At 73.1% G+C, this 21914-nt stretch carries 15 protein-coding genes and 2 pseudogenes; 14 read left to right on the forward strand and 3 right to left on the reverse strand.

The window, feature by feature from the left end; genetic code table 11:
• Positions 1 to 147 precede the first annotated feature (147 nt).
• From C3V41_RS04260 to C3V41_RS04320, 14 genes and pseudogenes are all read left to right on the forward strand, one after another.
• Positions 148 to 933 (forward strand): hypothetical protein, encoded by a 786-nt coding sequence (locus tag C3V41_RS04260; protein ID WP_106109240.1) that lies wholly within the window; start codon positions 148 to 150, stop codon positions 931 to 933.
• A gap of 237 nt (positions 934 to 1170) precedes the next feature.
• Entirely contained in the window at positions 1171 to 2475 is a 1305-nt protein-coding gene (gene trpB / locus C3V41_RS04265; RefSeq protein ID WP_254423674.1) for a tryptophan synthase subunit beta, read from the forward strand.
• Between the two features lie 252 nt (positions 2476 to 2727).
• Positions 2728 to 4392, forward strand: a pseudogene (locus C3V41_RS04270) (anthranilate synthase component 1); the annotation flags it as partial.
• 189 nt (positions 4393 to 4581) lie between these two features.
• The gene (locus C3V41_RS13280) at positions 4582 to 5283 is read left to right on the forward strand and encodes an anthranilate synthase component II (protein WP_174714795.1); all 702 of its coding nucleotides are present in this window, start codon (positions 4582 to 4584) and stop codon (positions 5281 to 5283) included.
• Between the two features lie 24 nt (positions 5284 to 5307).
• The gene (trpD, locus tag C3V41_RS04275; RefSeq protein ID WP_106109242.1) at positions 5308 to 6393 is read left to right on the forward strand and encodes an anthranilate phosphoribosyltransferase; all 1086 of its coding nucleotides are present in this window, start codon (positions 5308 to 5310) and stop codon (positions 6391 to 6393) included.
• An 11-nt stretch (positions 6394 to 6404) separates the two neighbouring features.
• Positions 6405 to 8885 carry a tryptophan synthase subunit beta gene (gene trpB, locus C3V41_RS04280; protein ID WP_254423675.1) on the forward strand — a complete coding sequence of 827 codons (2481 nt, stop codon included), beginning with the start codon at positions 6405 to 6407 and terminating at the stop codon, positions 8883 to 8885.
• Positions 8885 to 9742: a tryptophan synthase subunit alpha gene (gene trpA, locus C3V41_RS04285; protein WP_106109243.1), complete on the forward strand. Its 858-nt coding sequence runs from the start codon at positions 8885 to 8887 to the stop codon at positions 9740 to 9742. The genes trpB (C3V41_RS04280) and trpA overlap by 1 nt, the downstream gene beginning before the upstream one ends.
• A gap of 185 nt (positions 9743 to 9927) precedes the next feature.
• Complete coding sequence (locus tag C3V41_RS04290) at positions 9928 to 11457, forward strand: hypothetical protein (protein ID WP_106109244.1); 1530 nt, start codon at positions 9928 to 9930, stop codon at positions 11455 to 11457.
• A gap of 99 nt (positions 11458 to 11556) precedes the next feature.
• Positions 11557 to 12330 (forward strand): type II toxin-antitoxin system PemK/MazF family toxin, encoded by a 774-nt coding sequence (locus C3V41_RS04295; RefSeq protein ID WP_106109245.1) that lies wholly within the window; start codon positions 11557 to 11559, stop codon positions 12328 to 12330.
• Between the two features lie 198 nt (positions 12331 to 12528).
• On the forward strand, positions 12529 to 12942 hold the full coding sequence (locus C3V41_RS04300) for a lactococcin 972 family bacteriocin (RefSeq protein WP_165271575.1): 414 nt from the start codon (positions 12529 to 12531) through the stop codon (positions 12940 to 12942).
• 198 nt (positions 12943 to 13140) lie between these two features.
• Positions 13141 to 14979 carry a hypothetical protein gene (locus tag C3V41_RS04305; RefSeq protein ID WP_254423676.1) on the forward strand — a complete coding sequence of 613 codons (1839 nt, stop codon included), beginning with the start codon at positions 13141 to 13143 and terminating at the stop codon, positions 14977 to 14979.
• On the forward strand, positions 14972 to 15700 hold the full coding sequence (locus tag C3V41_RS04310; RefSeq protein WP_106109248.1) for an ATP-binding cassette domain-containing protein: 729 nt from the start codon (positions 14972 to 14974) through the stop codon (positions 15698 to 15700). The genes C3V41_RS04305 and C3V41_RS04310 overlap by 8 nt, the downstream gene beginning before the upstream one ends.
• Positions 15701 to 15897: 197 nt before the next feature.
• A complete protein-coding gene (gene rpsT, locus C3V41_RS04315; protein ID WP_106109249.1) occupies positions 15898 to 16158 on the forward strand; it encodes a 30S ribosomal protein S20 in 261 nt (86 codons plus the stop codon).
• 196 nt (positions 16159 to 16354) lie between these two features.
• On the forward strand, positions 16355 to 17842 hold the full coding sequence (locus tag C3V41_RS04320) for a DUF1846 domain-containing protein (protein WP_106109250.1): 1488 nt from the start codon (positions 16355 to 16357) through the stop codon (positions 17840 to 17842).
• Between the two features lie 264 nt (positions 17843 to 18106).
• On the opposite strand, the gene holA is transcribed toward C3V41_RS04320, so the two are convergent.
• From holA to C3V41_RS04335, 3 genes and pseudogenes are all read right to left on the reverse strand, one after another.
• Positions 18107 to 19141, reverse strand: coding sequence for a DNA polymerase III subunit delta (gene holA, locus C3V41_RS04325; RefSeq protein WP_106109251.1), 1035 nt, complete (start codon positions 19139 to 19141; stop codon positions 18107 to 18109).
• Positions 19142 to 19488: 347 nt separating this feature from the next.
• A pseudogene (locus C3V41_RS14360) lies at positions 19489 to 21135 on the reverse strand (ComEC/Rec2 family competence protein); the annotation flags it as partial.
• Positions 21132 to 21905 (reverse strand): ComEA family DNA-binding protein, encoded by a 774-nt coding sequence (locus C3V41_RS04335; protein ID WP_254423677.1) that lies wholly within the window; start codon positions 21903 to 21905, stop codon positions 21132 to 21134. The gene C3V41_RS04335 and the pseudogene C3V41_RS14360, both read right to left, overlap by 4 nt.
• Positions 21906 to 21914 lie beyond the last annotated feature (9 nt).

A 21914-nucleotide genomic window follows, 5' to 3' on the forward strand; every position in this document is an offset into this window, starting at 1 on the left:
TGACTGGGGTCAGTGTCCCACGACCAGCGACGCGGGGACGACGGGCCCCGGCGTCGGGTCTTCCCAGAAGCACCGACCCGGGGTAAGGTCGCTGCCATCCCCGCAGGCTCCCGCCTGCACCCGCTACCCCGTCCCGGAGGATGTCCCGTGTCCACTGCCGCTATCACCAAGCTGATTATCTTCGTGATCGTCGCGCTCATCAGCGGCCTCGTCTCCCAGCTCTACCAGAAGAACAAGCGGGTGGAGGCCGGTCGGATAACACAGGCACCAGCCGCTCCCGGGGGCGTGGCCCAGACCGCTGACGTGGTCAGGCAGAGGCCGGCGGGCCTGGTCAAGGTCCTGTTCGTGTTCTTCCTGGTACTGGCTGTCATCCTGGTCCTCATTGGGATCGTCGTCCCGGACGTCGTCGCCAAGATCTTCATTGTGCTCCTGGGCCTGCTCTCGGCCGGTGTGAGCGTCTTCGTCCTGCAGTCCTACCGCAACTGCTCCCTGGTGGACGCCCCGCACGTCACTATCACCACCGACTGGCGGGGCCGGGAGACCCAGCTGCGCCACGACGAGATCGCCAGCTACCGGCGGGCCTACCGTCAGCGGACGGTCACGATCAAGGACGTGCACGGCAAGAAGCACAACATTAACCTCGCCTGGTTCTCCGCCCCCGTGCTGGCCCTCCAGGTGGCCCGTATGGAGGCCGAGGGCCGCTTCGCCGTCAAGAACCTGGGTAAGCCGGACAAGATCTCCGGGCGCCTGACGAACGTGGAGTGGTGCTTCTTCGTCAGCCTGCCCGACCAGCTCAAGGCAGTCCTGGCCCTGGGTCCGGGCTCCTACCCGACCATGTTCCAGCGCGACCCCGCGGCCCCCGAGGGCCAGGGCTGGGCCGGCCCGGGCTACGACCGCTGGCTGGCCGACCTGGACGCCGCCATGCACGCCTGAGAGGTCCGGGGACCGTCCCGGCAGGCCAGGCACCCGACGCGGCGTCCTCGGCCCTGCCCGTCCCGATGAGGGGCGATGAGGGGCAGGGACTGTCCCCGCACGTGGGCAGGCACCAGAAGGCCGTCCGCACGGCGGGCACCCGAATGGCGGGCACCCGACGCGCCCCAGTTGCCGGGAGCCCGGGCCCCGGGCCGCGCTGACTTGCGCCGGGGGCGGCCCGTCCCTACCGTCCCAGGGGTGACGACAACGCTTCCGGGCTCCGCCCCCACCGCCAACCGCGTACCCACCGGCCCCCTGGGCCCCGACGCCCCCGGCTACACGCCCCCGGCCCCGGGTACCGACCTGCCCCGTGAGACCATCCTGCCGGCCTTCTTCGGTCGCTTCGGGGGCCAGGAGGTACCCGGTTTCCTCCTGCCCGCCCTGGACGAGCTCGAGGCCGCCTTCGTGGAGGCCGTCGCCGACCCCGCCTTCCACGCCGAGCTCGACGAGCTGCGCACCACCTACCTGGGCCGTCCCACCCCCGTCTACGAGTGCCGCAACCTGCCTCTGGGCGGCGGGGCCCGGATCCTGCTCAAGCGCGAGGACCTGGTCCACGGCGGGGCCCACAAGGGCAACAACACCCTGGGCCAGGCGCTCCTGGCCCGTCGCATGGGCAAGAGGCGTCTCATTGCCGAGACCGGCGCGGGCCAGCACGGGACGGCAACCGCCATGGTGGCCGCCCTGCTGGGCATGGAGTGCACCATCTACATGGGCGCCCACGACGTGGCCCGCCAGCGCCCCAACGTGGAGCGCATGGAGCTCATGGGCGCGCGGGTGGTTCCCGTGACCCAGGGCACGTCAGGTCTCAAGGACGCCATTGACGTGGCCCTGGGCCAGTGGTGCGAGCAGCTGGAGGACACCTTCTACGTCCTGGGCTCGGCCACCGGCCCGCACCCCTTCCCCACGATCGTGCGCTACTTCCAGTCCGTGATCTCCGCGGAGTCCCGCCAGCAGGTCACCGAGCGCCTGGGCCGTCTGCCCGACGCCGTCGTGGCCGCCGTGGGAGGCGGGAGCAACGCCATCGGCGCCTTCGCCTCCTACCTTGAGGACACCGAGGTGGCCCTGGTGGGTGTGGAGCCAGCCGGCAAGGGCCTGGACACCCCCTTCCACGGGGCCCCCATCTGCGCCGGGCGCACCGGGATCCTCCACGGCACCCGCTCCTACGTCATGCTCTCCGACTCCGGGGAGGTCCTGCCCTCGCACTCGGTCTCCGCGGGCCTGGACTACCCCTCGGTGGGCCCCGAGCACGCCCACCTGGCCGACACCGGGCGGGCCACCTACGTGGGGGTCACCGACGCCGAGGCCCTGGAGGCCTTTAGGCTGCTGAGCCGCCACGAGGGCATTATCCCCGCCATGGAGTCCGCCCACGCCGTCGCCCAGGCCCTGAGGATGGCCCGCGAGCACGCCGCCGGAGACGACGCGGGCTCCGAGCTTGCCCTCCTGGTCAACCTCTCCGGACGCGGCGACAAGGATATGGACGAGGTGCGCGACCACCTGTCCTGAGTGCTCCTGCCGGGCCCACCGCCTCACCGCAGGCAGCGGACCCGGCGGCGGTGCCGGGCGTGCAGGCCCCCGGTGAGGTGTGGTTTAATCGCCGTCGTGACAGTCTCCCGTACCGCGCAGTGGTGGTGGCTCCCCAGCAGGCGAGCCACACTGCGCGCGTGACCGGAACGGACCACCCCCAAGAGCTCGCCGACCAGGCGGGCTCTTGACGTGTACGGGCACCTCCTGGCGTCACGAACAGGAGGAACCACCATGACACCAACGCCCCTGCCCCCTCCCCGGGTGGTCACCCGGGCGGTGGCCTACCCTCCTGACGCCGGACGGCTCCTGGAGCACCTGGCCCGCACCGGGCTGGTGGGCACCGTCGGCGGGCCCGGCGCCCGGCCCGTGGACACGGTCCTGCTGGAGTCCGTCGACACCGCCACCAAGGCCTCACGTACCACCATCGCGGTCCTCCAGGCCTCCACCCGCCTGACCTGCGAGGGGGACGCCGTCACCGTCGAGGTCCTGCCACAGGCCCGGGCCGACGGCGCCGCGAGCCTGGAGGCCCTGGCCACCCGCCTGCCCGCCCACGTCACCGCCCGCACCCCCGAGCGCCTGACCCTGAGCGTCCCCCCGGCCCCTGACGACGGCAGCCTGGAGGAGCGTGAGCGGCTGACGGCACCCTCCACGATCGAGCCGCTGCGACTCCTGGCGGCGCGCGAGGTCGACCACCCCCACCTGCCCCTGGTAGCCGGGGTGTTCGCCTTCGACTACCTGGCCACCTTCGAGAGCCTGCCGGCGGTGCCCACGGGTGGGAACACCTGCCCGGACTACCTGTTCTACGAGGCCCGTATCATCCTGGTGGTGGACCACCCCACCCGGAGCGCGACCCTGGTGGGTGCCTCGGTGGACGGCGCCGGCCTGGAGGCCCGCGTCGAGGAGCTGGCCCAGGCCGTCACGGCCTTCGCCTCCCTGCCCGGGCCGGCCACCCCCTCGGGCCGGGCACCCGCCCCGGAGCTGGCGCACTCGGAACCAGAGTACCCGGGGTGCGGGCCCGGGCGCCCCGCCCCGGTGCTGGAGGCCCGGCCCACCGTGGGGGAGGCCGACTTCGAGGCCGTGGTGCGCACCATGCAGGAGGCTATTAGCGCCGGGGAGGTCTACCAGGTGGTGCCCTCACGCGGCTTCACCCTGCCCTGTCCCGACGCCCTGGCCGCCTACCACGAGCTGCGTGAGGCCAACCCCAGCCCCTACATGTTCTACCTGGCCGCGCCGGGGTTCGAGCTCCTGGGCGCCTCCCCCGAGTCCGCCCTGCTGCACTCGGCACGCACCGGCGAGGTCTCCATCCGCCCCATTGCCGGGACCCGCCCCCGGGGCCTGGGCCCTGAGGGGGGCGTGGACCACGAGCGTGACACGCGCCTGGAGCTGGAGCTGCGCACGGACGCCAAGGAGGTCGCCGAGCACGTCATGCTGGTGGACCTGGCCCGCAACGACGTCGCCCGGGTGAGCGTGCCCGGCACCCGCCGGGTGACCGACCTCATGCGTGTGGACCGTTACTCCCGGGTCATGCACCTGGTCAGCGAGGTCACCGGCACCTTGGCGCCGGACCTGGACGCCCTGGACGCCTTCCGCGCCTCCATGACCATGGGCACCCTCACCGGCGCCCCCAAGCTGCGTGCTGCCGAGCTGGTCCGCACCCTCGAGGGGGGACGACGCGGCTCCTACGGCGGGAGCGTGGGCTACCTCCGGGGCGACGGGGAGCTGGACACCTGCATTGTCATCCGCTCCGCCTTCGTCGCCGACGGCCGGGCCCTGGTGCAGGCCGGGGCCGGGGTGGTGGCGGACTCGGTACCTGCTGCCGAGGCCGCCGAGACGGTCCACAAGGCACGGGCCGTGCTGGAGGCCGTGGCCCGCTCCCAGGGGGCCGTCCTCGGTATCGGCCACCGGGCCCCGTCAAAGGACCGTACCCCCGGTGCCGGTGACGACGTCGTGGGATCGCCCACCGGGGTGGGGACCGGCTGCCACGAAGCGACCCCGGGCCCCCGGGCCCCGTCTCCGACCGCGGGCGCCCGCGGGCTGCGCCCCGCGGCCCCCACCGCCCCCGCGGCCTCTGAGGCCCCCACCGCCCTGCGGCGTACGGGCTCCGCCCCGGGCCCCCGCGGGCCACGGACACGTGTGGTCCTGCTCGACAACCGCGACTCCTTCGTCTACAACCTGGTGGACCTCATTGCCACCCTGGGCATGCAGGTCGAGGTGTACCGCAGCTCCGCCCCCGCGGCCACGGTCCGCTCGGCCCTGGAGCCGACCCCGGCCGAGCGGGAGCGCGGCCAGCGCCCCGTGCTGTGCCTCTCCCCCGGTCCCGGCCACCCCCGGGACTCCGGCTGCCTCATGGAGCTGGTCAGGGCGGCCGTGGCCACCTCCTCTGTCCCCACGGTGGGGATCTGCCTGGGCTTCCAGGCGATCGTGGAGGCATGCGGGGGCAGGGTGGGGCCGGTCGGCCCGGTGCACGGCCGCTCCACCCGTGTGGAGGTCACCGCCGCCGGGCGCGCCGACGCCGCCCTGGCCCCCCTGGCGGGCGGCCCTCTGGACGTGGCCCGCTACCACTCCCTGGGGACACGTGCCCTGCCCGCTGACCTGACGGCCCTGGCCGTCACTACCGACGGCGTGGTCATGGCCGCCCGGCACGTGGACGCCCCCGTGGTGGGCCTCCAGTTCCACCCCGAGTCCGTGCTCACCCCCCACGGTCCCGCCATCCTCAAGGCCCTGGTCACCGACCTCGCCGCACCCGTCAATGACGCCACGGCGCCGTCCATCCGCTCTACGCTCTAAAGACCTTATTAGAAAGGAAATACTATGTCTGAGAACCAGAACATTCCGAACGCAGAGGACGCCCACGTGTTCCTGCGCTCCGTCATCCAGGGCCACCGGCTCACCCAGACCGAGGCCTCCACGGTCTTCGCCGCCCTGGGCGCCGGGGACCTGTCCGAGGCGGAGACCGCCGCCCTCCTGGCGGCTATGCACGCCCGCGGTGAGGAGGCCCAGGAGGTCGCCGGTGCCGCGACCGCCTTCCGCTCCGCCGCCCGCCCCTTCCCGGCGGTCACCTTCCCGCTGGTGGACGTGGTAGGGACCGGCGGCGACGGCGCGGGCACCATCAATATCTCCACGGCCGCCGGGATCGTGGCGGCCTCCATGGGGATCTCGGTGGCCAAGCACGGCAACCGGGCGGTCTCCTCCCTGGCGGGGGCCGCCGACGTCATTAGCGCCCTGGGACTGCCCCTGGACGCGGACCCGGTCACGGCGGTCGAGCTGCTGGCCCGGGACCACTTCTGCTTCCTGTTCGCCCAGGCCTACCACCCGGCCATGCGGCACGTGGCACCGATCCGCCGGGCGCTGGCCACGCCCACGATCTTCAACGTCCTGGGCCCCCTGCTCAACCCGGCCCACCTGACCTACCAGCTCATGGGCGTGTGGGACCCGGACATGCTGGACATGATCGCCGAGGCCATGACCCACCTGGGACGCAAGCGCGCCCTGGTGGTGCACGGGGCCGGTACCGACGAGATCGCGGTCCACGGCACCACCCTGGTGCGGGAGGCCACGCCCCGGGGGGTCAAGGCCTACGAGGTCACCCCCGAGGAGCTGGGCGTGTCCAGGTGGACGCTCCAGGACATCCGGGGCGGCGACGCGGCCGAGAACGCGCACCTGCTGCGGGAGGTCTTCGCCGGACGCGGCCAGGCCGCCCACCGGGACGCGGTCGCGGTCAACGCCGGCGCCCTGCTGTACCTGGCGGGTCCGGCCGACAACCTGGCTGACGGCACCGCCATGGCGCTGGAGCACATTGCCTCCGGGGCGGTGGCCCGGCACCTGGAGGGCATGACCACCGCCGCGCAGCTCGCCGGGGGCGGGGCGGGCACGGCGTCCGCCGCCGGGCAGGACTGAGGAGAGCGGCCATGACCACGACCAGCAGCCAGCGCCCGGTGGAGCGTGTCCCCGTCTCCGAGCGCCTGCGTACCACGGGCACGGTCCTGGACGCGATCCTGGCGGCACGCCGCGAGCGCCTGCCCGAGCTGCGAGCGGCCTGGGGGCATCTGCGGGCCGCCGACCTGCCCCGCTCACGGCGCTCCTTCGAGGAGGCGCTGCGTACCCGTTCCGGGGCCCGGTCCGCTCCCCAGCCGGCCCTCGTCATGGAGTGCAAGGCGGCGTCCCCCTCCCGGGGCACCATCCGCTCTAACTACGACCCGGCCGCCCTGGCGGCCGCCTACCGGCCCTACGCGGCCGCCGTCAGCGTGCTGACGGAGCCGGACCGCTTCGCAGGGTCCTACGAGGACCTGGCGGCGGTGCGTCAGGTGGTGGACTGCCCCGTGCTGTGCAAGGACTTCGTCGTGGACGAGGTCCAGGTCCTGGCGGCCCGCCACCTGGGGGCCGACGCCGTCCTGCTCATGCTCTCGGTGCTCCCCGACGACGCCTACCGTGAGCTGGCGGCCCTGGCCGGCTCCCTGGGCATGGGGGTCCTCACCGAGGTCTCCACCCCGGCCGAGATGCACCGGGCCGCGTCCCTGGGCGCCGCCGTCGTCGGCATCAACAACCGCGACCTGCGCACCCTGTCCACCCACCTGTCTCGGACCCGGGAGCTGGCCCCCCTGGCCCCGGCCGGGGTGGTACTCGTGGGGGAGTCGGGGGTGGGCTCACCGGCTGACGTGCGCGCCCTGGCGGGGCTGGTGGACGCCCTGCTGGTGGGCTCCTGCCTGTCCGGCGCCGACAACCCCGGCGCGGCGGCCCGTGCCCTGGCCCAGGCCGTGCCCCAGCACGAGGCCCAGGGCGCCGACGGGGGCCGGGCCGGGCGCCGGGCCGCCCTGGACCGGGCCGCCGGGCTCCTGGCCCCGGACGCCGAGACGCCCGCGCCGTCGGACGCGCCGTCGGACGCGCCGTCGGGGCCGGGCGGCTCCCAGGCGGCGGACGGTCACCACCCGCGCCTGCCGGCCTACTTCGGGCCCTACGGCGGGCAGTTCGTGCCCGAGCTGCTCATCCCGGCCCTGGACCAGCTGGAGGACGCCTTTATCGCCGCCCACGCCGACCCGGGCTTCCGCGCTGAGCTCGACGAGCTCATGACCCGCTACCTGGGGCGTCCTACGCCGGTGACCGAGCTGCGCAACCTGCCCCTGGACGGCAGGGCCCGGATCCTGCTCAAGCGCGAGGACCTGGTCCACGGTGGGGCCCACAAGGGCAACCAGGTGCTCGGGCAGGCCCTGCTGGCCCGGCGCATGGGCAAGAAGCGCGTGATCGCCGAGACCGGCGCGGGCCAGCACGGGACGGCCACGGCCATGGTCTGCGCCCTGCTGGGCCTGGAGTGCACGATCTACATGGGCGCCACCGACGTGGTGCGCCAGGCGGCGAACGTGGAGCGCATGGAGCTCATGGGGGCGCGGGTGGTGCCGGTGGCCAGCGGCGCGGGCACCCTCAAGGACGCCGTCAACGAGGCCCTGCGCGACTGGACCGCCTCCTTCCACGAGACCCACTACCTGCTGGGCACGGCCGCCGGCCCGCACCCCTTCCCCACGATCGTCCACGAGTACCACCGGGTCATCTCCGTGGAGGCCCGCGCCCAGGTGCTGGCCCTGACCGGCCGCCTGCCCGAGGAGGTGATCGCCTGCGTGGGCGGGGGCTCCAACGCCATCGGCGTCTTCTCGGAGTTCGTTGACGACCCCACGGTGCGCCTGACGGGCGTGGAGCCCGCCGGGGAGGGCCTGGACACGCCCCGGCACGGGGCGGCCATTAACGCCGGGAAGGTGGGGATCCTCCACGGGGCCCGCTCCTACCTCATGCGCACCTCCGAGGGGCAGGTCGAGGAGTCGTTCTCCGTGTCCGCGGGCCTGGACTACCCGGGTGTGGGCCCGGAGCACGCCTGGCTGGCGGACACCGGGCGGGCCACCTACGTGGGGGTCACCGACGCCGAGGCCCTGGAGGCCTTTAGGCTGCTGAGCCGCCACGAGGGCATTGTCCCGGCCCTGGAGTCCGCCCACGCCCTGGCGCACGCCCTGCGCGTGGCCCGGGACGTGCCCGCCGACGCCGAGCCGCCGGTGCTGCTGGTGTGCCTGTCCGGACGCGGGGACAAGGACCTGGAGCAGGTCGCCCGCCTGGGCCCCTTCTGCGCCGACCCCGCCGTGGAGCGGGCCGCGCGTATGGTGGCCCAGATGGGCAGGCGCACCGAGTACGCCGGGCTGCGCCCCGCCGGAACCGGTGCGGCTGAGCCCGCCCCAGCCGGGACCGGTGCGGCCGTCCCGGTAGGCGCGGCCGTCCCGGACGACGCAGCCGACCCAGCTGGCCCGGCTGGCGCAGCTGGCGCAACCAGCACGGACGGCCCGGCTGGCGCAACCAGCACGGCCGGCGCCCCTGTGAGCACCCCGACCGCCGCGACCACGGAGGACCTGTAATGAGCCGTTACGCCGCAATGTTCGCCGCGCTCAGGGACAGGGACGAGGGCGCCTTCGTGCCCTTCGTCATGGTGGGAGACCCCACGCCCGAGGTCAGTGAGGCGGTGGTCGAGGCCCTCGTCAGGGGCGGGGCGGACGCCCTGGAGCTGGGGATCCCCTTCTCCGACCCGGTGGCCGACGGCCCCACCATCCAGCGCGCCCACCTGCGGGCCCTGGGGGCGGGTGCCGGGTTCCACGACTGCCTGGAGGTGGTGGCGCGGGTGCGTCGGCGCCACCCGGAGCTGCCTATCGGCCTGCTCGTCTACGGCAACGTGCCCTTCTGCCTGGGCCTGGGGCGCTTCTACGCCGACTGCGCTCAGGCGGGGGTGGACTCGGTCCTGGTGCCTGACGTCCCCGTGCGCGAGTCCGCCCGCTTCAGCCGGGCGGCCCGGCAGGCGGGGGTGGATCCGGTCTACATCGCCCCGCCGTCGGCCTCGGCCGAGACCCTGGACGCGGTGGCCGCGGCCTCGCGCGGCTACGTCTACGCGGTCTCGCGCGTCGGGGTCACCGGCACCGAGCACGCCTCCTCCACCGCGGGGCTGGCGGAGTCGGTGGCCCGTCTGCGGGCCGACGCCGCCGCCCCGGTCATGCTGGGCTTCGGCATATCGCGGCCCGACCAGGTGGCCGAGGCGGTCGCCGCCGGGGCCGACGGGGCGATCAGCGGCTCGGCCACGGTCAGGATCGTGGAGGCCCACGTCCCGGCCCTGGCTGCCGCCCACGACCAGGGCCGGGATCCCGGGCGGCAGCGTGAGCTGGAGGCCCTGCGCGACGACCTGGTGGCCTTCACCTCCGCCATGAAGGAGGCCACCCGCCGGTGAGAGCAGGCGCACGGGTACCTCCCGGGCCGGGTTGCGGGCAAAAGGGCCCCGGAACCCGGCCCGGGAGGTCCAGGCAGCCGGGAGGGGGCAATAGGGATACGCACGTCTTTACAGGATATATATCAAACAGTTACATTGGTGAGACCTTGGTTTCAGTCCCGGCGTCCTCCGGGGAAAGGACTCCCATGCACACTCCACGAGCTCAGGCAGCCCCACCGTGGCTCCGGCTTCTCGGCGTCGCCCTGACCCTCCCCCTGGTCCTCACCGCCCTCCTGCTAGCCCCGGCATACGCCGACGACTCCGCCCCCCAGGAAGCTGCCGATATCACCGCCACCGGCCGCTACTACCCGGGGGGTGAGGGCTGCTCCGGTGAGAACGACGCCGACGGCTGCCTGACCTGGGGTCTCCACGTCCCCTCCGCCGCCGTGGCCGGCAAGGACGTCACCCTCACTATCGAGGCCGACTCAGAGCCCGGGAAGTGGGCCTGGACCTGCCCCGGCGAGGACCACGTGGCCGGGACGGCCGCGTACTTCACCAGCCGTTACACCGACGCCCCTATTGAGCGTCTGGCCAGCTCCGACCTCCGTTTCTTCGCCAAGCTGTACTACACCTGGCACGGCGACAGCGTGGGTGAGGTCAAGGCCGTCACCTGCACCCCCGGGCACCTGAGCCTGACCTACCAGGTGGACTTCCAGGGCTGGGCCGCGGGCAGCTACCTCGACCTGACCATGGGGGCCACGGCCCTGGCCCCCGGTGCCGGTGCCCGCGACTACTCCTTCACCCCCACCGTCACGGTCTCGGACGGGACGTCCAGGACGCCGGTGGCCACCGTGCAGAAGCCAGCTGCTGACACCGCCCACGCGACTGTCACCATTGGCGCCGGCACGCAGGACGACACCGCGAAGGACGCGGGCCACTTCACCGCCACGGTGAGGAACGACTCGACCAGCCCCATGTCGGACTTCACGGTCACCACCTCCCGGACCCGGGGCCCGGCCTCGGTCACCAGCCTCAGCTGCGACCTGGGCGCCTACGGCGGTGAGGTCGTCACCGCCGTAGGCCCGGCTCCGTCCCTGACGGTCTCCAGCGGCAAGGCGTCGGTCCCCGGCGGCAAGGAGGTCACCTGCCAGGTGGACCTGAGCGGGGTCGTGGGACGCAACGCGGTGACCACGGGCGTGACCACGGGCGGCCAGACCTTCACCGGTGAGTACACGGACAACCGGGCAGTCACCCAGGTCGCGGTCACCGGCGAGCCGAGCACCACCGAGGTCCACGACCCGGACGTCTTCTTCAGCTCCCCCTACGTCCGCGTCGACTACACGGTGACCTTCACCAACCAGACCGACGCCGACGGCCGGACCTCCGGCATCGTCCTGCGGCCCCGTACCCCGGCCGGGTTCCAGCTGTCGTACGTGTCGCCGACCAGCGGCCCGTGGTGGTTCCGCGACGACTACCTCCCCGGGGCTGACGGCAGCGTCCGGATGAACACGGCGGCGGAGCTGATCGCCGGCTCCTCCATGAGCTTCAAGTTCTCGGCCTACTACAAGGTCGACTCCGCCGCCATGACCAAGGAGGCCTGGGACGCGGCGGGAACCTGCGTGACCGGGGACACCTCCAAGGGTCTGAGCGCCGAGATCGACGTCGAGACCAACGGCTCCGGCGTGGACGCGACCACCTACCCCACCTGCACCGCCGTGACGCAGCCCAAGGGCTGACCACCGCCACGGTCCTGACGTCCCCCCGCCACGCCGCTGTCGGGGGGACGTCAGCGTGTAGGCGCCCCACGGGGCCGGGCCTGCCCATAGGGTTGCGCCATGGCCTCTCTCCTCAAACAGGTCCTCACCCTGCTCGGGCACGCCGCTGGCGACGCCGCCGGTGACGCCCTGGACCGCGCCCTCAAGCCCGCGACTACCGTCGGCGGCCCCGGTACAGCGGCGGACCCTGCCGAGGGGGATCCCGCCCCTGGTGCACCGAGGCGGTCCGCCGACGCCACGGCCAGGCAGGCCGCGCCCACGGCCTCTAGGGCCACCAGGGCCTCGTCGGAAACCGCGGCCCCGGGGGCGGGCGGACAGGGGGCGCACCGCACCACCCAGGCGGGCGGACAGGGGACGTCCCAGGGCCGTACCTCGCGGGGTGCGGGCGCCCGGCCCAGGGCCCACGAGGGCGTCACCGTCTACGACGTGGCCGCCCGGGGCCTGCCCGACTTCGCCTACTCCCCCGACCCGGACGGCGAGGCCGACCCCGGTGAGGTGGTGTGGACCTGGGTGCCCTACGAGGAGGACGCCTCCCAGGGCAAGGACCGGCCGGTGCTGGTACTGGCCCGCCAGGGCACGGGCCCGTCGGCCCGCCTGGTGGTGTCCCAGATGACGAGCCAGGACCACGACCTCGACGCCGCCCAGGAGGCGCACTGGGGCCGCTACTGGCACGACGTGGGCACCGGGGCCTGGGACCCCCGGGGCCGCCCCAGCGAGGTGCGCCTGGACCGCCTGCTCCTGGTGAGCCCGCAGGCGGTACGGCGCGAGGGCGCCACCATGGACAGGCGCACCTTTGACGGCGTCGTGTCTGCTCTCAGAGAACACTGGGGCTGACCCGCTCCCAAACGGCCCTAACCTGGGCGGTTGCCGCACAGCTAGCCCGTCAGCGTGTTGAGTGATCAATTCTGGGACTTAGGACCCCTTGTGTGACGTCCCTCAAGTCCCTATATTTCAGTGTGTCGGGCAATGGAAGTTGCTCGACACCCCTTCAACACGACCGCTACCAGCACCCACACCGTACCGGAGGGTACCATGCTCGTTCGTAAGTTCCTCACACTCATGTCAACCCCGCTCCTCGCCTTGGCACTGAGCGTCACACCAACAGCAACTGCCTCTGAGGACCCGGTTCCCGACGACGCCACGTCCTACGGATCCGTAGTCATCGAGGACGACGCCAGTTCGAGCACCGCAGGTAGCGAGCTCCGACCTGCTGGCCTCTTCGGCTCCTACTGGCAGCACGTTGATGGCGGGTCGTGGTACTACGGCACGGACTGGTCGGTTGTCTGGTCCAACTTCTACCACCCGACCCGGTGCCACGGATCGTCGGTTCGGACCTACAACGGGTTGATCACCGTGCGAAGTGCCCGAACAGCCCCTGGACGGTGGTCTCATGCACAGGTCCGACGCTCGACCGACACGAATGAGGCCTACTACTGGTTCTGCTGAGTCACTGATTCCATGCGGTAGGTGACGGAGCCTAAAGGAGCCGTCACCTACCGCGCCCCTCTTATGAAGAGCCTTCTCAGAACCACCTGGGCCCTCAATCTCGCTCTGTGCCTGGCAATAGTCCTCCTTGTCCCCCAGACGCTGTCCCCCCTGTTCCCGGCAGAGACCACCGGCTATGTCACTATTAGTGAGACCGGCGTGAGCCCCGAGCAGGTCCGACAGGTCGCGGAGCGCACCGGCGTCGAGGTCGCCCAGGTCCGCCACACCACGGAGTACCTTGACATCATTGACGACTCGCTCTCAACGACCTCCGTGGAGATCCTGGGCCACGACGCCCACGACTACATTCGCCCGCCCCTGGACTCCCTGTTCCTGCCGGAGTCAATTGTCTACAGCGGCAGCACCGCCCAGGACGACGCCCTGGGCGGGTGGCACGTCATAGGGGACCAGGACGGCGTCACCCAGTTCATTGACCAGGTCAGGGGCCAGTGGGGGAGGCAGGTATACAGGTCCGAGATCCTGACCACGGGCCGGGTCCGCGCCGCCGCGCTCAGCTCCGTGCTCGGTATGAGCCTGCTGCTGGCGCAGGCGTCCTTAGGGATTGTGCTCGCCCTCGCCACCGCCTCCCAACTGGCCCCGTACAGGTGCGCCCGCCTGCTCGGGCGCTCCCACACGAGCCTGGCCCTTGACCTCCTAAAGAGCAACCTCCTGGCCGCGTGCCGGTGGGTCCTGCTGCCCCTGGCGGCGCTCAGCCTCGTGGTGGCCTACGACGTCTACGCCTCGACGGTACTGAGTATCCACCGCACGACCGCGGAGCTCATTGCCTGGTGCGCAGGACTGGTCGTAGCGGCGACCACCGCCGGCACGCTCGCCGGCTGGGCGGTCCTGGCCGCCGGGAGCCGACGGCGCCCCGGGACCACGGCGCGCCCACGCTACGGGCTCGCCGTCCTGACCTGGGGGCTCGCCCTGGCCATGACCTGGTCCTTCTCGACGTCGAGCACCACCCTCGTGGCCGACGTCCTCAATGCACGGACCCTGCGCGACCAGGCCCAGGCCCAGCGCTCCCTGCCACGGGCCGTCTCGCTGGGCATCTGGTCCGTCAGCGAGAACACCTTCAACGCCCTCATGCCGCAGATCGCCTCGTTCGTGGCCCAGGCGAACAAGGACGGACGCCTCGTCCTGACGTGGGCCATCCCGGACGGCACCCCTGGAGACTCCAGCGGCCCGCCCACCCTCTACCTCAATAACACGGCCGCCGCCCACTACGGCCTGCCCACCGTCGCAGACAATGAGGTCGCCCTCTACCGACCGGCGGCACTGGCCGGCCAGGACGCCGCCCTCACCCAGATGCTGGTCGACCAGGCACGCTTCAACACCCAGTTCGGAGGGACCAGCGGCGACATTACCGTGGTCACCCACGACCAGACCGAGGCCACCGCGGTACTGCCCGCGGACCTGCCCGCCGTGAGCTACTTCCTCAGCAGCGAGGGCACCCGGACCAGTAGCTGCCTCATTGCCGTGGTCCCCGACGGCTACTTCGCACCGACCGACTACCTATCCGCCATTACCCAGGGGGCGGCGGTCTTCACCGGCCAGACCGTCTACTCCCTGCGTGAGGAGCTGCGTGAGCACCACGTGGAGGGCCTCGTGGCACGCCTCGATTCCGTGGGCGCCGTCGGCACCGCCTTACGGGCGCAGACCACGCAGACGCTGATACTCCACGCCCTCATCCTCCTGGCCTCGGCCGCGGGCACCGTGGTCAGCTGCGGGCTCGCGGCGCGCGCCTGGGCCCAGGCACGCAGACGCAGGCGCGAGATCAGCCAGCTACTGGGCCAGCGCCGACTGACCGAGCACCTGGTCACCGCGGCCCTGATTATCCCGCCCGCACTCGTCCTGATCTGGCCGCTCCTGACCCTCTCCGCCCCCGAGCTGGTCGTCACCCAGTCAGTGTGCGCCCTCGTGCTCGTAGGGGCCGTCGTCCTGGGAGCGCGGCCCACCCACAATCACCACGACAGGAGGACCACCCGCCATGGCTGACACGCTCACCGCGACGGGCCTGACCATTACCAGGGGCGGGCGCCTCCTCGTGGACGGCCTCGACCTGACCCTGGCAGGAGGCACCGTCACCGCGCTCACCGGCCCCAACGGCTGCGGGAAGACCACCACGGCGTGGTGCCTGGGCCTGTACGACCTCGACTTCACCGGAACCGTCACCTTTAACGGCCTCCCCTCCAGTCAGATGAGCCAGCGCGACGTCCGCCGGGCGCACCGCACCACGATCGTCCTCCAGCCCCAGGACCTCCTGCTGGAGGACTCGTGGACCGTGGCGCGCACCCTCCGCCACGCCGCGTGGGCGCTGGGTCTGCCCCGCCACCAGCGCCGGGAGCGGGCCGCCGACGTCTTGGCCAGGACCCGGATCAGCCACCTGGCCAGGACCCGGACGGGCCTGCTCAGCGGCGGGGAGCGTATGCGGGTGGCCCTGGCCCGCACCCTGCTCATGGCCGGCCCGAGGCTGGTCGTCCTGGACGAGCCCACCGCCGGGGCGGACGAGGAGCTCACCGAGATGGTGACCGGGTTCCTGGAGGAGTGGGTCTCCTCCGGGGCCGCGGTCCTCGTGGCCACCCACGACCCCGGGCTCGTCGAGCGCGCCGAGGAGCACATTAGCCTCCTCACCGGTACCGGCGAGGAGGCGGAGCGCGCTGGCGGCAACGAGCAGGGCGCAGGTACCGGTGACGGGCAGGGCGCAGCGGGCGACTAAGTTCACTCCAGCCCGCAGGAACAGCGCCGGGACTCAGGCCACCCCGGCTGGTAGAGTCCCCACTTGGACCTCTGGCCTGGCCGGCTGCGGGGTCCGGCGACCGGGTCGGGCAGGCGCCCCACCACACCTCACCGGCCTGTGGCGCGAACCCTCTCTCCGGCCAACGACCACCACAGACACAGAAAGCTTCACCCACAGTGGCTAACATTAAGTCCCAGATCAAGCGCATTAGGACCAATGAGAAGGCCCGGCTGCGCAACCAGTCCGTCAAGTCCGAGCTCAAGACCTACGTGCGCCGCGTCCGGGAGGCCATTGAGGCCGGCGACAAGGCCGCCGCCGAGGAGCACCTGCGCAAGGCCTGCCGCAAGCTGGACAAGGCCGCCTCCAAGGGCATTATCCACAGGAACCAGGCCGCCAACCGCAAGTCCAAGCTCGCCAGGCGCGTGGCCGCGCTCTGAAGGCCGGCACCGCAGTGAGAAGAAGGGCGTCTCCCCAGGGAGGCGCCCTTACCTTTGTGCGGGCCAGCGCCTCTGTGCAGACCGGCACCCGGGGCGGCGCCCCTGTGCGGGGTGGTGCTCTCGCAGCGGGCCGCCTCCCGCCCCCGCCTGCACCACTGTCGTCGCACGCTAAATCTACGATGATCGAGGAGAGTCCATGCGTACCGGATTCGACCGGGAGAAGTACCTGCGCCTGCAGTCCGAGCACATTGCGCGCCGACGCGCCCAGTTCGGCGGCAAGCTCTACTTGGAGTTCGGCGGCAAGCTCGTGGACGACATGCACGCCTCCCGGGTCCTGCCCGGTTTCACCCCGGACAACAAGATCGTCATGCTGGCCTCCCTGGCCGAGGAGGTCGAGATCATTGTGGCGGTCAACGCCCGGGACTTCGCCCGCCACAAGGTGCGCGCGGACCTGGGGATCGGCTACGAGGACGACGTCCTGCGCCACATTGACGCCTTCCGTGACTACGGCCTGTACGTGAGCAGCGTGGTGGTCACCCAGTGGACCGAGGACAACCACCAGGCCCAGGCCTTCAAGCGCAAGCTCGAGGGGCTGGGTATCAGGGTCTACCGCCACTACCCCATTGCCGGGTACCCCGGTGACGTGACGCGCGTGGTCTCGGAGTCCGGCTACGGCCGTAACGAGTACGTGACCACCACCCGGGACCTGGTGGTGGTCACCGCCCCGGGCCCGGGAAGCGGCAAGATGGCCACCTGCCTGTCCCAGATCTACCACGACCACGTCCGGGGGGTGTCCTCGGGGTACGCCAAGTTCGAGACCTTCCCCATCTGGAACCTGCCCCTGGACCACCCGGTCAATATCGCCTACGAGGCCGCCACCGCGGACCTGGACGACGTCAATATGATCGACCCCTTCCACCTGGCCGCCCACGGGGTCCAGACCGTCAACTACAACCGGGACGTGGAGGTCTTCCCGGTCCTGAGCCGCCTGTTCGAGAAGATCCTGGGGTCCTCCCCCTACGCCTCCCCCACCGACATGGGGGTCAATATGGCGGGTTACTGCATTAGCGACGACGAGGTCTGCCGCCAGGCCTCCAAGCAGGAGATCATCCGCCGCTACTACAAGGCGCTGGTGGCCGAGAAGCGCGACGGCGCCGAGCCGGTCCAGTCCGCCCACATCGCCCTGCTCATGGCCAAGGTGGGCGTCCGCCCCCAGGACCGGCCCGTGGTCTCCCCGACCCTGGGCCTGGCCGCCGCCACCCAGGCCCCCGCGGCCGCCATCGAGCTGCCCGACGGCCAGATCGTCCTGGGCAAGACCAGCCCCCTGCTGGGCTGCTCCTCGGCCATGCTGCTCAACGCCCTGAAGGTCCTGGCCGGGATCGACCCGGGCGTCGAGCTCCTGGCCCGGGAGTCCATCGAGCCCATCCAGCACCTCAAGACGGCGCACCTGGGCAGCCGCAACCCGCGCCTGCACACCGACGAGGTGCTCATCGCCCTGGCGGTCTCGGCCAACGGGGACCCCAACGCGGCGGCCGCCCTGGCCCAGCTGGACTCCCTGCGCGGCTGCGACGTGCACACCTCCACCATCCTGGGGAGCGTGGACGAGGGCATCTTCCGCTCCCTGGGGATCCAGGTGACCAACGAGCCCGTCTACGCCACGAAGTCCCTGTACAAGAAGCGCTGAGCGCACCGGGGCCGGTGGGGTAGGCCGTGCGGTACCACGTGCCTACGCTGAGCGCACCGGGCCGGGGCCAGCGCCCAAAGCCCGGGCGGGGCGGGGTCTGGCCCAGCAGGTCCGCCTCGGGCACGGACACCACCGCTCGGAGCCCGGGCGGCTGGCGCGCCGCCGGTGCGGGGGCCGCGGCCACGCTCCTGGGCGCGGGCCACGGCGTCGGCCTGGCGCGCCGCCGGTGCGGGGTTGCGGGGCTCGTAGTGCTCCGGTAAGGACTCAGAGGCCGGGCAGGCGGCCCCGGCGGGCGTCGCAGATGGTCAGGACGCACCGCTCGACGGCGTGGACCGGGTCGCGGCTGGCGCCCTTGACGTCCGCGTCCGCGCGCGCCACCGCCTGGATGGCCGCCGCCAGGGCGTCGTCGGACCAGCCTGACAGGGCCCGGCGGGCGTTGTCCACCTGCCAGGAGCTCATGCCCACGTCCCGGGGACCCAGCCGACGCCCCCCCATGGCGGCCACGCGCGCCAGCTGGCGCGTCTTGGTGGCCAGCGCCGAGACAATGAGGACCGGGTCGGTGCCGGTGTCCACCGCGTGCCGCAGGGCGGTGACGGCCCTGGCGACGTCACCGGCGACGGCGGCGTCGGCGACGGTGAAGCCGGTGGCCTCGAAACGTCCCGCGTAGTAGGTGTTGACGGCCTGGAGGGTGAGGGTGCCCTGGGTGTCGGCCAGGAGCTGCCCGACGGCGGCCAGGAGCTCACGCAGGTCGCTGCCCAGGGCGTCCACCAGGGCCCCGATGGCCTGGGGCTCCGCGCGCCTGCCCGCCTGACGGACCTCCGCCGCGGCCAGTGCCGCCTTGTCCTTGGGGTACCTGACGGCCTCAATGGTCACCACCGGGTAGGGGGATGCCGCCACGGCCTCCAGGAGCCGCTTGCCGCGCTGGCCCCCGTTGTGGCGCAGGATGACCACGACATCGGGTTCGACCTGGCGGGTGTAGGCCAGGAGGTCGGTCAGGAGGGCGTCGTTCATCTGCTCCAGGTTGGGTACCAGGACGACCCTGGGCTCCCCGAAGAGGGAGGGGGAGACCAGCGTGTCCAGCTGGTGGGACTCGTAGGTGGCGGCCTCGACCCGGACGACCTCCGTGCTCGGGTCCTTGTCGCGTGCCTGGACCAGGAGACGCTCCACGGCCCGGTCCCCCAGCACCTCCTCGCCCACGCGCAGCAGGACCAGGGGCGCGAGCGCGACCTCCTGCCAGCTCGGACCGGCGGGGGCTCGACGTGACCCCCGTGCGGGGCGGGAGGATCGGGAGGCAGGCATGGGGCTAGCCTGCCACGGCACGCCGTCTCGCTCACGGGTGCCGGGCTCACTGCCGCGCGCCCTCTCCCTGAGGCCCGCCCCCTGGCGCCCGCCCTCCGGGACCCGCCCCCTGGCGTCCGCTCCCGGTCAGGGCCCTGGGGGCGACCGCCCCTGGGGGCGCGGTGCGGGCGGGCCACCTCGTGGCGGCCCGGGGCACGCCGGGCAGCACGGACGTGCTCTAAGAGGACCAGCCCGGCCCAGGTGAGCAGGACCGCGCCCCGGCGGCAGCCCCCACGGGCCCTGCGGGAGCAGGCCACCAGGATGACGACCTCCAGCACGGCCAGCCCCAGCGCGCTGGCCACCCCCTGGGGCCAGGGGAGGACGGCGCCGGGCAGGGACGCCAGGCAGCGGGAGACCAGCGCCAGCCAGGCGCAGGCGGCCAGCGCGGGCCAGGCGAGCACCCGCGCGCCCCACGGCCACCAGGGGGCCACCAGGGTGGCCAGGAGGCCGGACACGGTGGCCACGGGCACCGGCGGGGCGGCGACGACGTTGGCGGGCACGGCCCACACCCCCACGGCCGGACGCAGCATGACCAGGACCGGGGCGCAGGCGGCCTGGGCCACCAGGGGCAGCGCCACCAGGGCGGCCAGCCAGCGGGGCAGGTACCGGCCCAGGGCGGCCTGCGCCCTGCGCGCCCCCAGCAGGATCCCCCCGGTGGCCGCCACAGACAGGGCGAACCCGTAGTCCCGGGACTGGAAGGGGTCGACGAGGACCAGGAGGACGACGCTCACACCCAGGGCCGGCAGGGCGCTGGACCGCCTTCCCGCGGCCACCCCGACCAGGAGGACGGCGCCCATGACCGCCGCGCGCAGCACCGAGCCGCCCGGCCGGACCAGGACCACCAGGGCCGTCAGGACCAGCGCCCCCGCCCCTGCGCGCCACCGGCGCGGCAGCACCCCCAGGGCCGTCAGGACCAGCCCCAGCACCATGGCGACGTGCTCCCCGGAGACCGCCGTCAGGTGGGTCATGGACACGTCCCGCATGGCCTCACGCAGGTCGGTGGGCAGGGCGTGGTCGTCACCCAGGGCGAGCCCGGGCACCAGGGCCCGGGTCCCGCTCGGCCAGGGTTCGTCACCGCCCTGCGCCGCCTGGCCACGGTCCCTGACGTCCCCCGACCCGCCCGGCTCCTGGCCCGCGGCCCGGGCGAGCCCCGCGCGCAGGCCGGTCACCAGTCCCAGGACCCCACTGGGAGGGGCCAGCACCCTGAAGGTGGTGGCCCGGACCAGCGCCCCCTCACGCTGCCCCGCCGGCAGGGCCCTGAGCGTGGCGTGGAGCCGCAGGCGGGAGCCCATGGGGACGTCCAGGAGGGCGTCCCGGCCCAGGAGCGTCACGCTCATGGTCGAGACACGTCCGTCCACGCTCCCCACCTCCAGGGTGGTCAGGACCGTCTCCCCCCGCGCCCCGGCCACGCGGGGCTGCCGGGAGACCGTGCCCACCAGTGTCACCGGCGTCCCGCGGGCCAGAGCCGTGCTCAGGGGGTCGTGACAGCGGGACCACTGGTGGGCCGCGGTGGTGCCCAGGACGGCGCCCCCTGCCAGGAGGGGCAGCAGGAGGCTGGCCGCCAGGGAGCCCGCGACCAGGTGGGCGGGCACGTCGGGGCTCTGGGAGCCGGGCCGGGGGTCGTCCCGGTGCCGGGCCGCGCGGAAGCGCAGGACGGGCCGCAGCAGGACCAGGGCCAGGAGCCCGGCCAGGGCCGCCAGGACGCTCAGGGACCTCCAGGACCCCGCGGGCCTGGCCACCGCCCAGGCCGCCACGCCCCAGGCGGTCAGGGCGGTGGGGGCCAGACGCAGGTCCAGGGGCTCGGGGGCCCTGTCGGCCAGCGCGGGATCCTTCCCGCGGCGGCGCCCACGGCCCGGGGCGGGCGCCGGGGGCACCCTCGCCGCCCGCCGGCCCCCGGGGAGCCGACCACCGCCTGCGGCTCCCGGCCCCCCGGAAGGCGGGCCCACCCGGCTCATACGGTCGCCACCTCCTTGAGGGCCCTGAGCTTGGCGGGCCCGATACCGGGGACGTCGGTGAGGTCCTCGACGGCCCCGAACCGGCCGTGCTCACGGCGGTAGTCCACGATCCGCTGGGCCAGGGCGGGCCCGATACCGGGCAGCCTCTCCAGCTCCCCCGCGTCAGCGGTATTGATATTGACCTGCCCCTGCCCCGGGCTGGCCCCCGGGGTGCCCGTGGCCGCGGTGGGGGCCCGGGCGTCCCAGGCGGAGGCGTCCTCACCGGCACGGGGCACCCGCACCTGCTCCCCGTCAGCCAGGGGGCGGGCCAGGTTGATCTGGCTGGTGTCCGCGTCGGCGCTGGGCCCCCCGGCGGCCGTCAGGGCGTCGGTGACCCGCGACCCGGCGGGCAGGTGCACCACCCCGGGCGAGACCACCGCACCGGTGACGTGGACCACGACATCCTGTCCCTCGGGGGCCGGGGAGGCGGAGGACGGGGCAGGGTCGGCGATACTGGGGACGGCCCCCGGCCGGGCACCGTCCGGCGTGGCAGCCGCGGAGGCACTCGTGGCGGGTGGTGCCGCGCCCTGGCCTCCGGAGGCGGCGCCCGTGACCGTGCGCAGCGCCAGGACCAGGGCCAGGGCCAGCAGGACGACGCCGAGCCCGAGCGCCGCCCGGGGCGCCAGCGCCAGGCGCCTGGGGTGCTCCTCGGCCTCCTGGGGGTCGGTGGAGCAGGCCAGGCGCACCAGGTCGTCCAGGGACCGCCGGGGCCGGAGGTGGAAACCGCTCATGGTACCGAC

It is taken from the genome of Actinomyces sp. oral taxon 897 (assembly GCF_002999235.1).
GTDB lineage: Bacteria > Actinomycetota > Actinomycetes > Actinomycetales > Actinomycetaceae > Actinomyces.

What these genes read in the sequence shown, in the direction of transcription:
- C3V41_RS04310 (WP_106109248.1), top strand. Translation starts at nt 14,972, where the DNA reads ATGGCTGACACGCTCACCGCGACGGGCCTGACCATTACCAGGGGCGGG.
- C3V41_RS04320 (WP_106109250.1), top strand. Translation starts at nt 16,355, where the DNA reads ATGCGTACCGGATTCGACCGGGAGAAGTACCTGCGCCTGCAGTCCGAG.
- C3V41_RS04300 (WP_165271575.1), top strand. Translation starts at nt 12,529, where the DNA reads ATGCTCGTTCGTAAGTTCCTCACACTCATGTCAACCCCGCTCCTCGCC.
- trpD (WP_106109242.1), top strand. Translation starts at nt 5,308, where the DNA reads ATGTCTGAGAACCAGAACATTCCGAACGCAGAGGACGCCCACGTGTTC.
- C3V41_RS04335 (WP_254423677.1), bottom strand. Translation starts at nt 21,905, where the DNA reads ATGAGCGGTTTCCACCTCCGGCCCCGGCGGTCCCTGGACGACCTGGTG.
- C3V41_RS04295 (WP_106109245.1), top strand. Translation starts at nt 11,557, where the DNA reads ATGGCCTCTCTCCTCAAACAGGTCCTCACCCTGCTCGGGCACGCCGCT.
- holA (WP_106109251.1), bottom strand. Translation starts at nt 19,141, where the DNA reads ATGCCTGCCTCCCGATCCTCCCGCCCCGCACGGGGGTCACGTCGAGCC.
- trpA (WP_106109243.1), top strand. Translation starts at nt 8,885, where the DNA reads ATGAGCCGTTACGCCGCAATGTTCGCCGCGCTCAGGGACAGGGACGAG.
- trpB (WP_254423675.1), top strand. Translation starts at nt 6,405, where the DNA reads ATGACCACGACCAGCAGCCAGCGCCCGGTGGAGCGTGTCCCCGTCTCC.
- C3V41_RS04290 (WP_106109244.1), top strand. Translation starts at nt 9,928, where the DNA reads ATGCACACTCCACGAGCTCAGGCAGCCCCACCGTGGCTCCGGCTTCTC.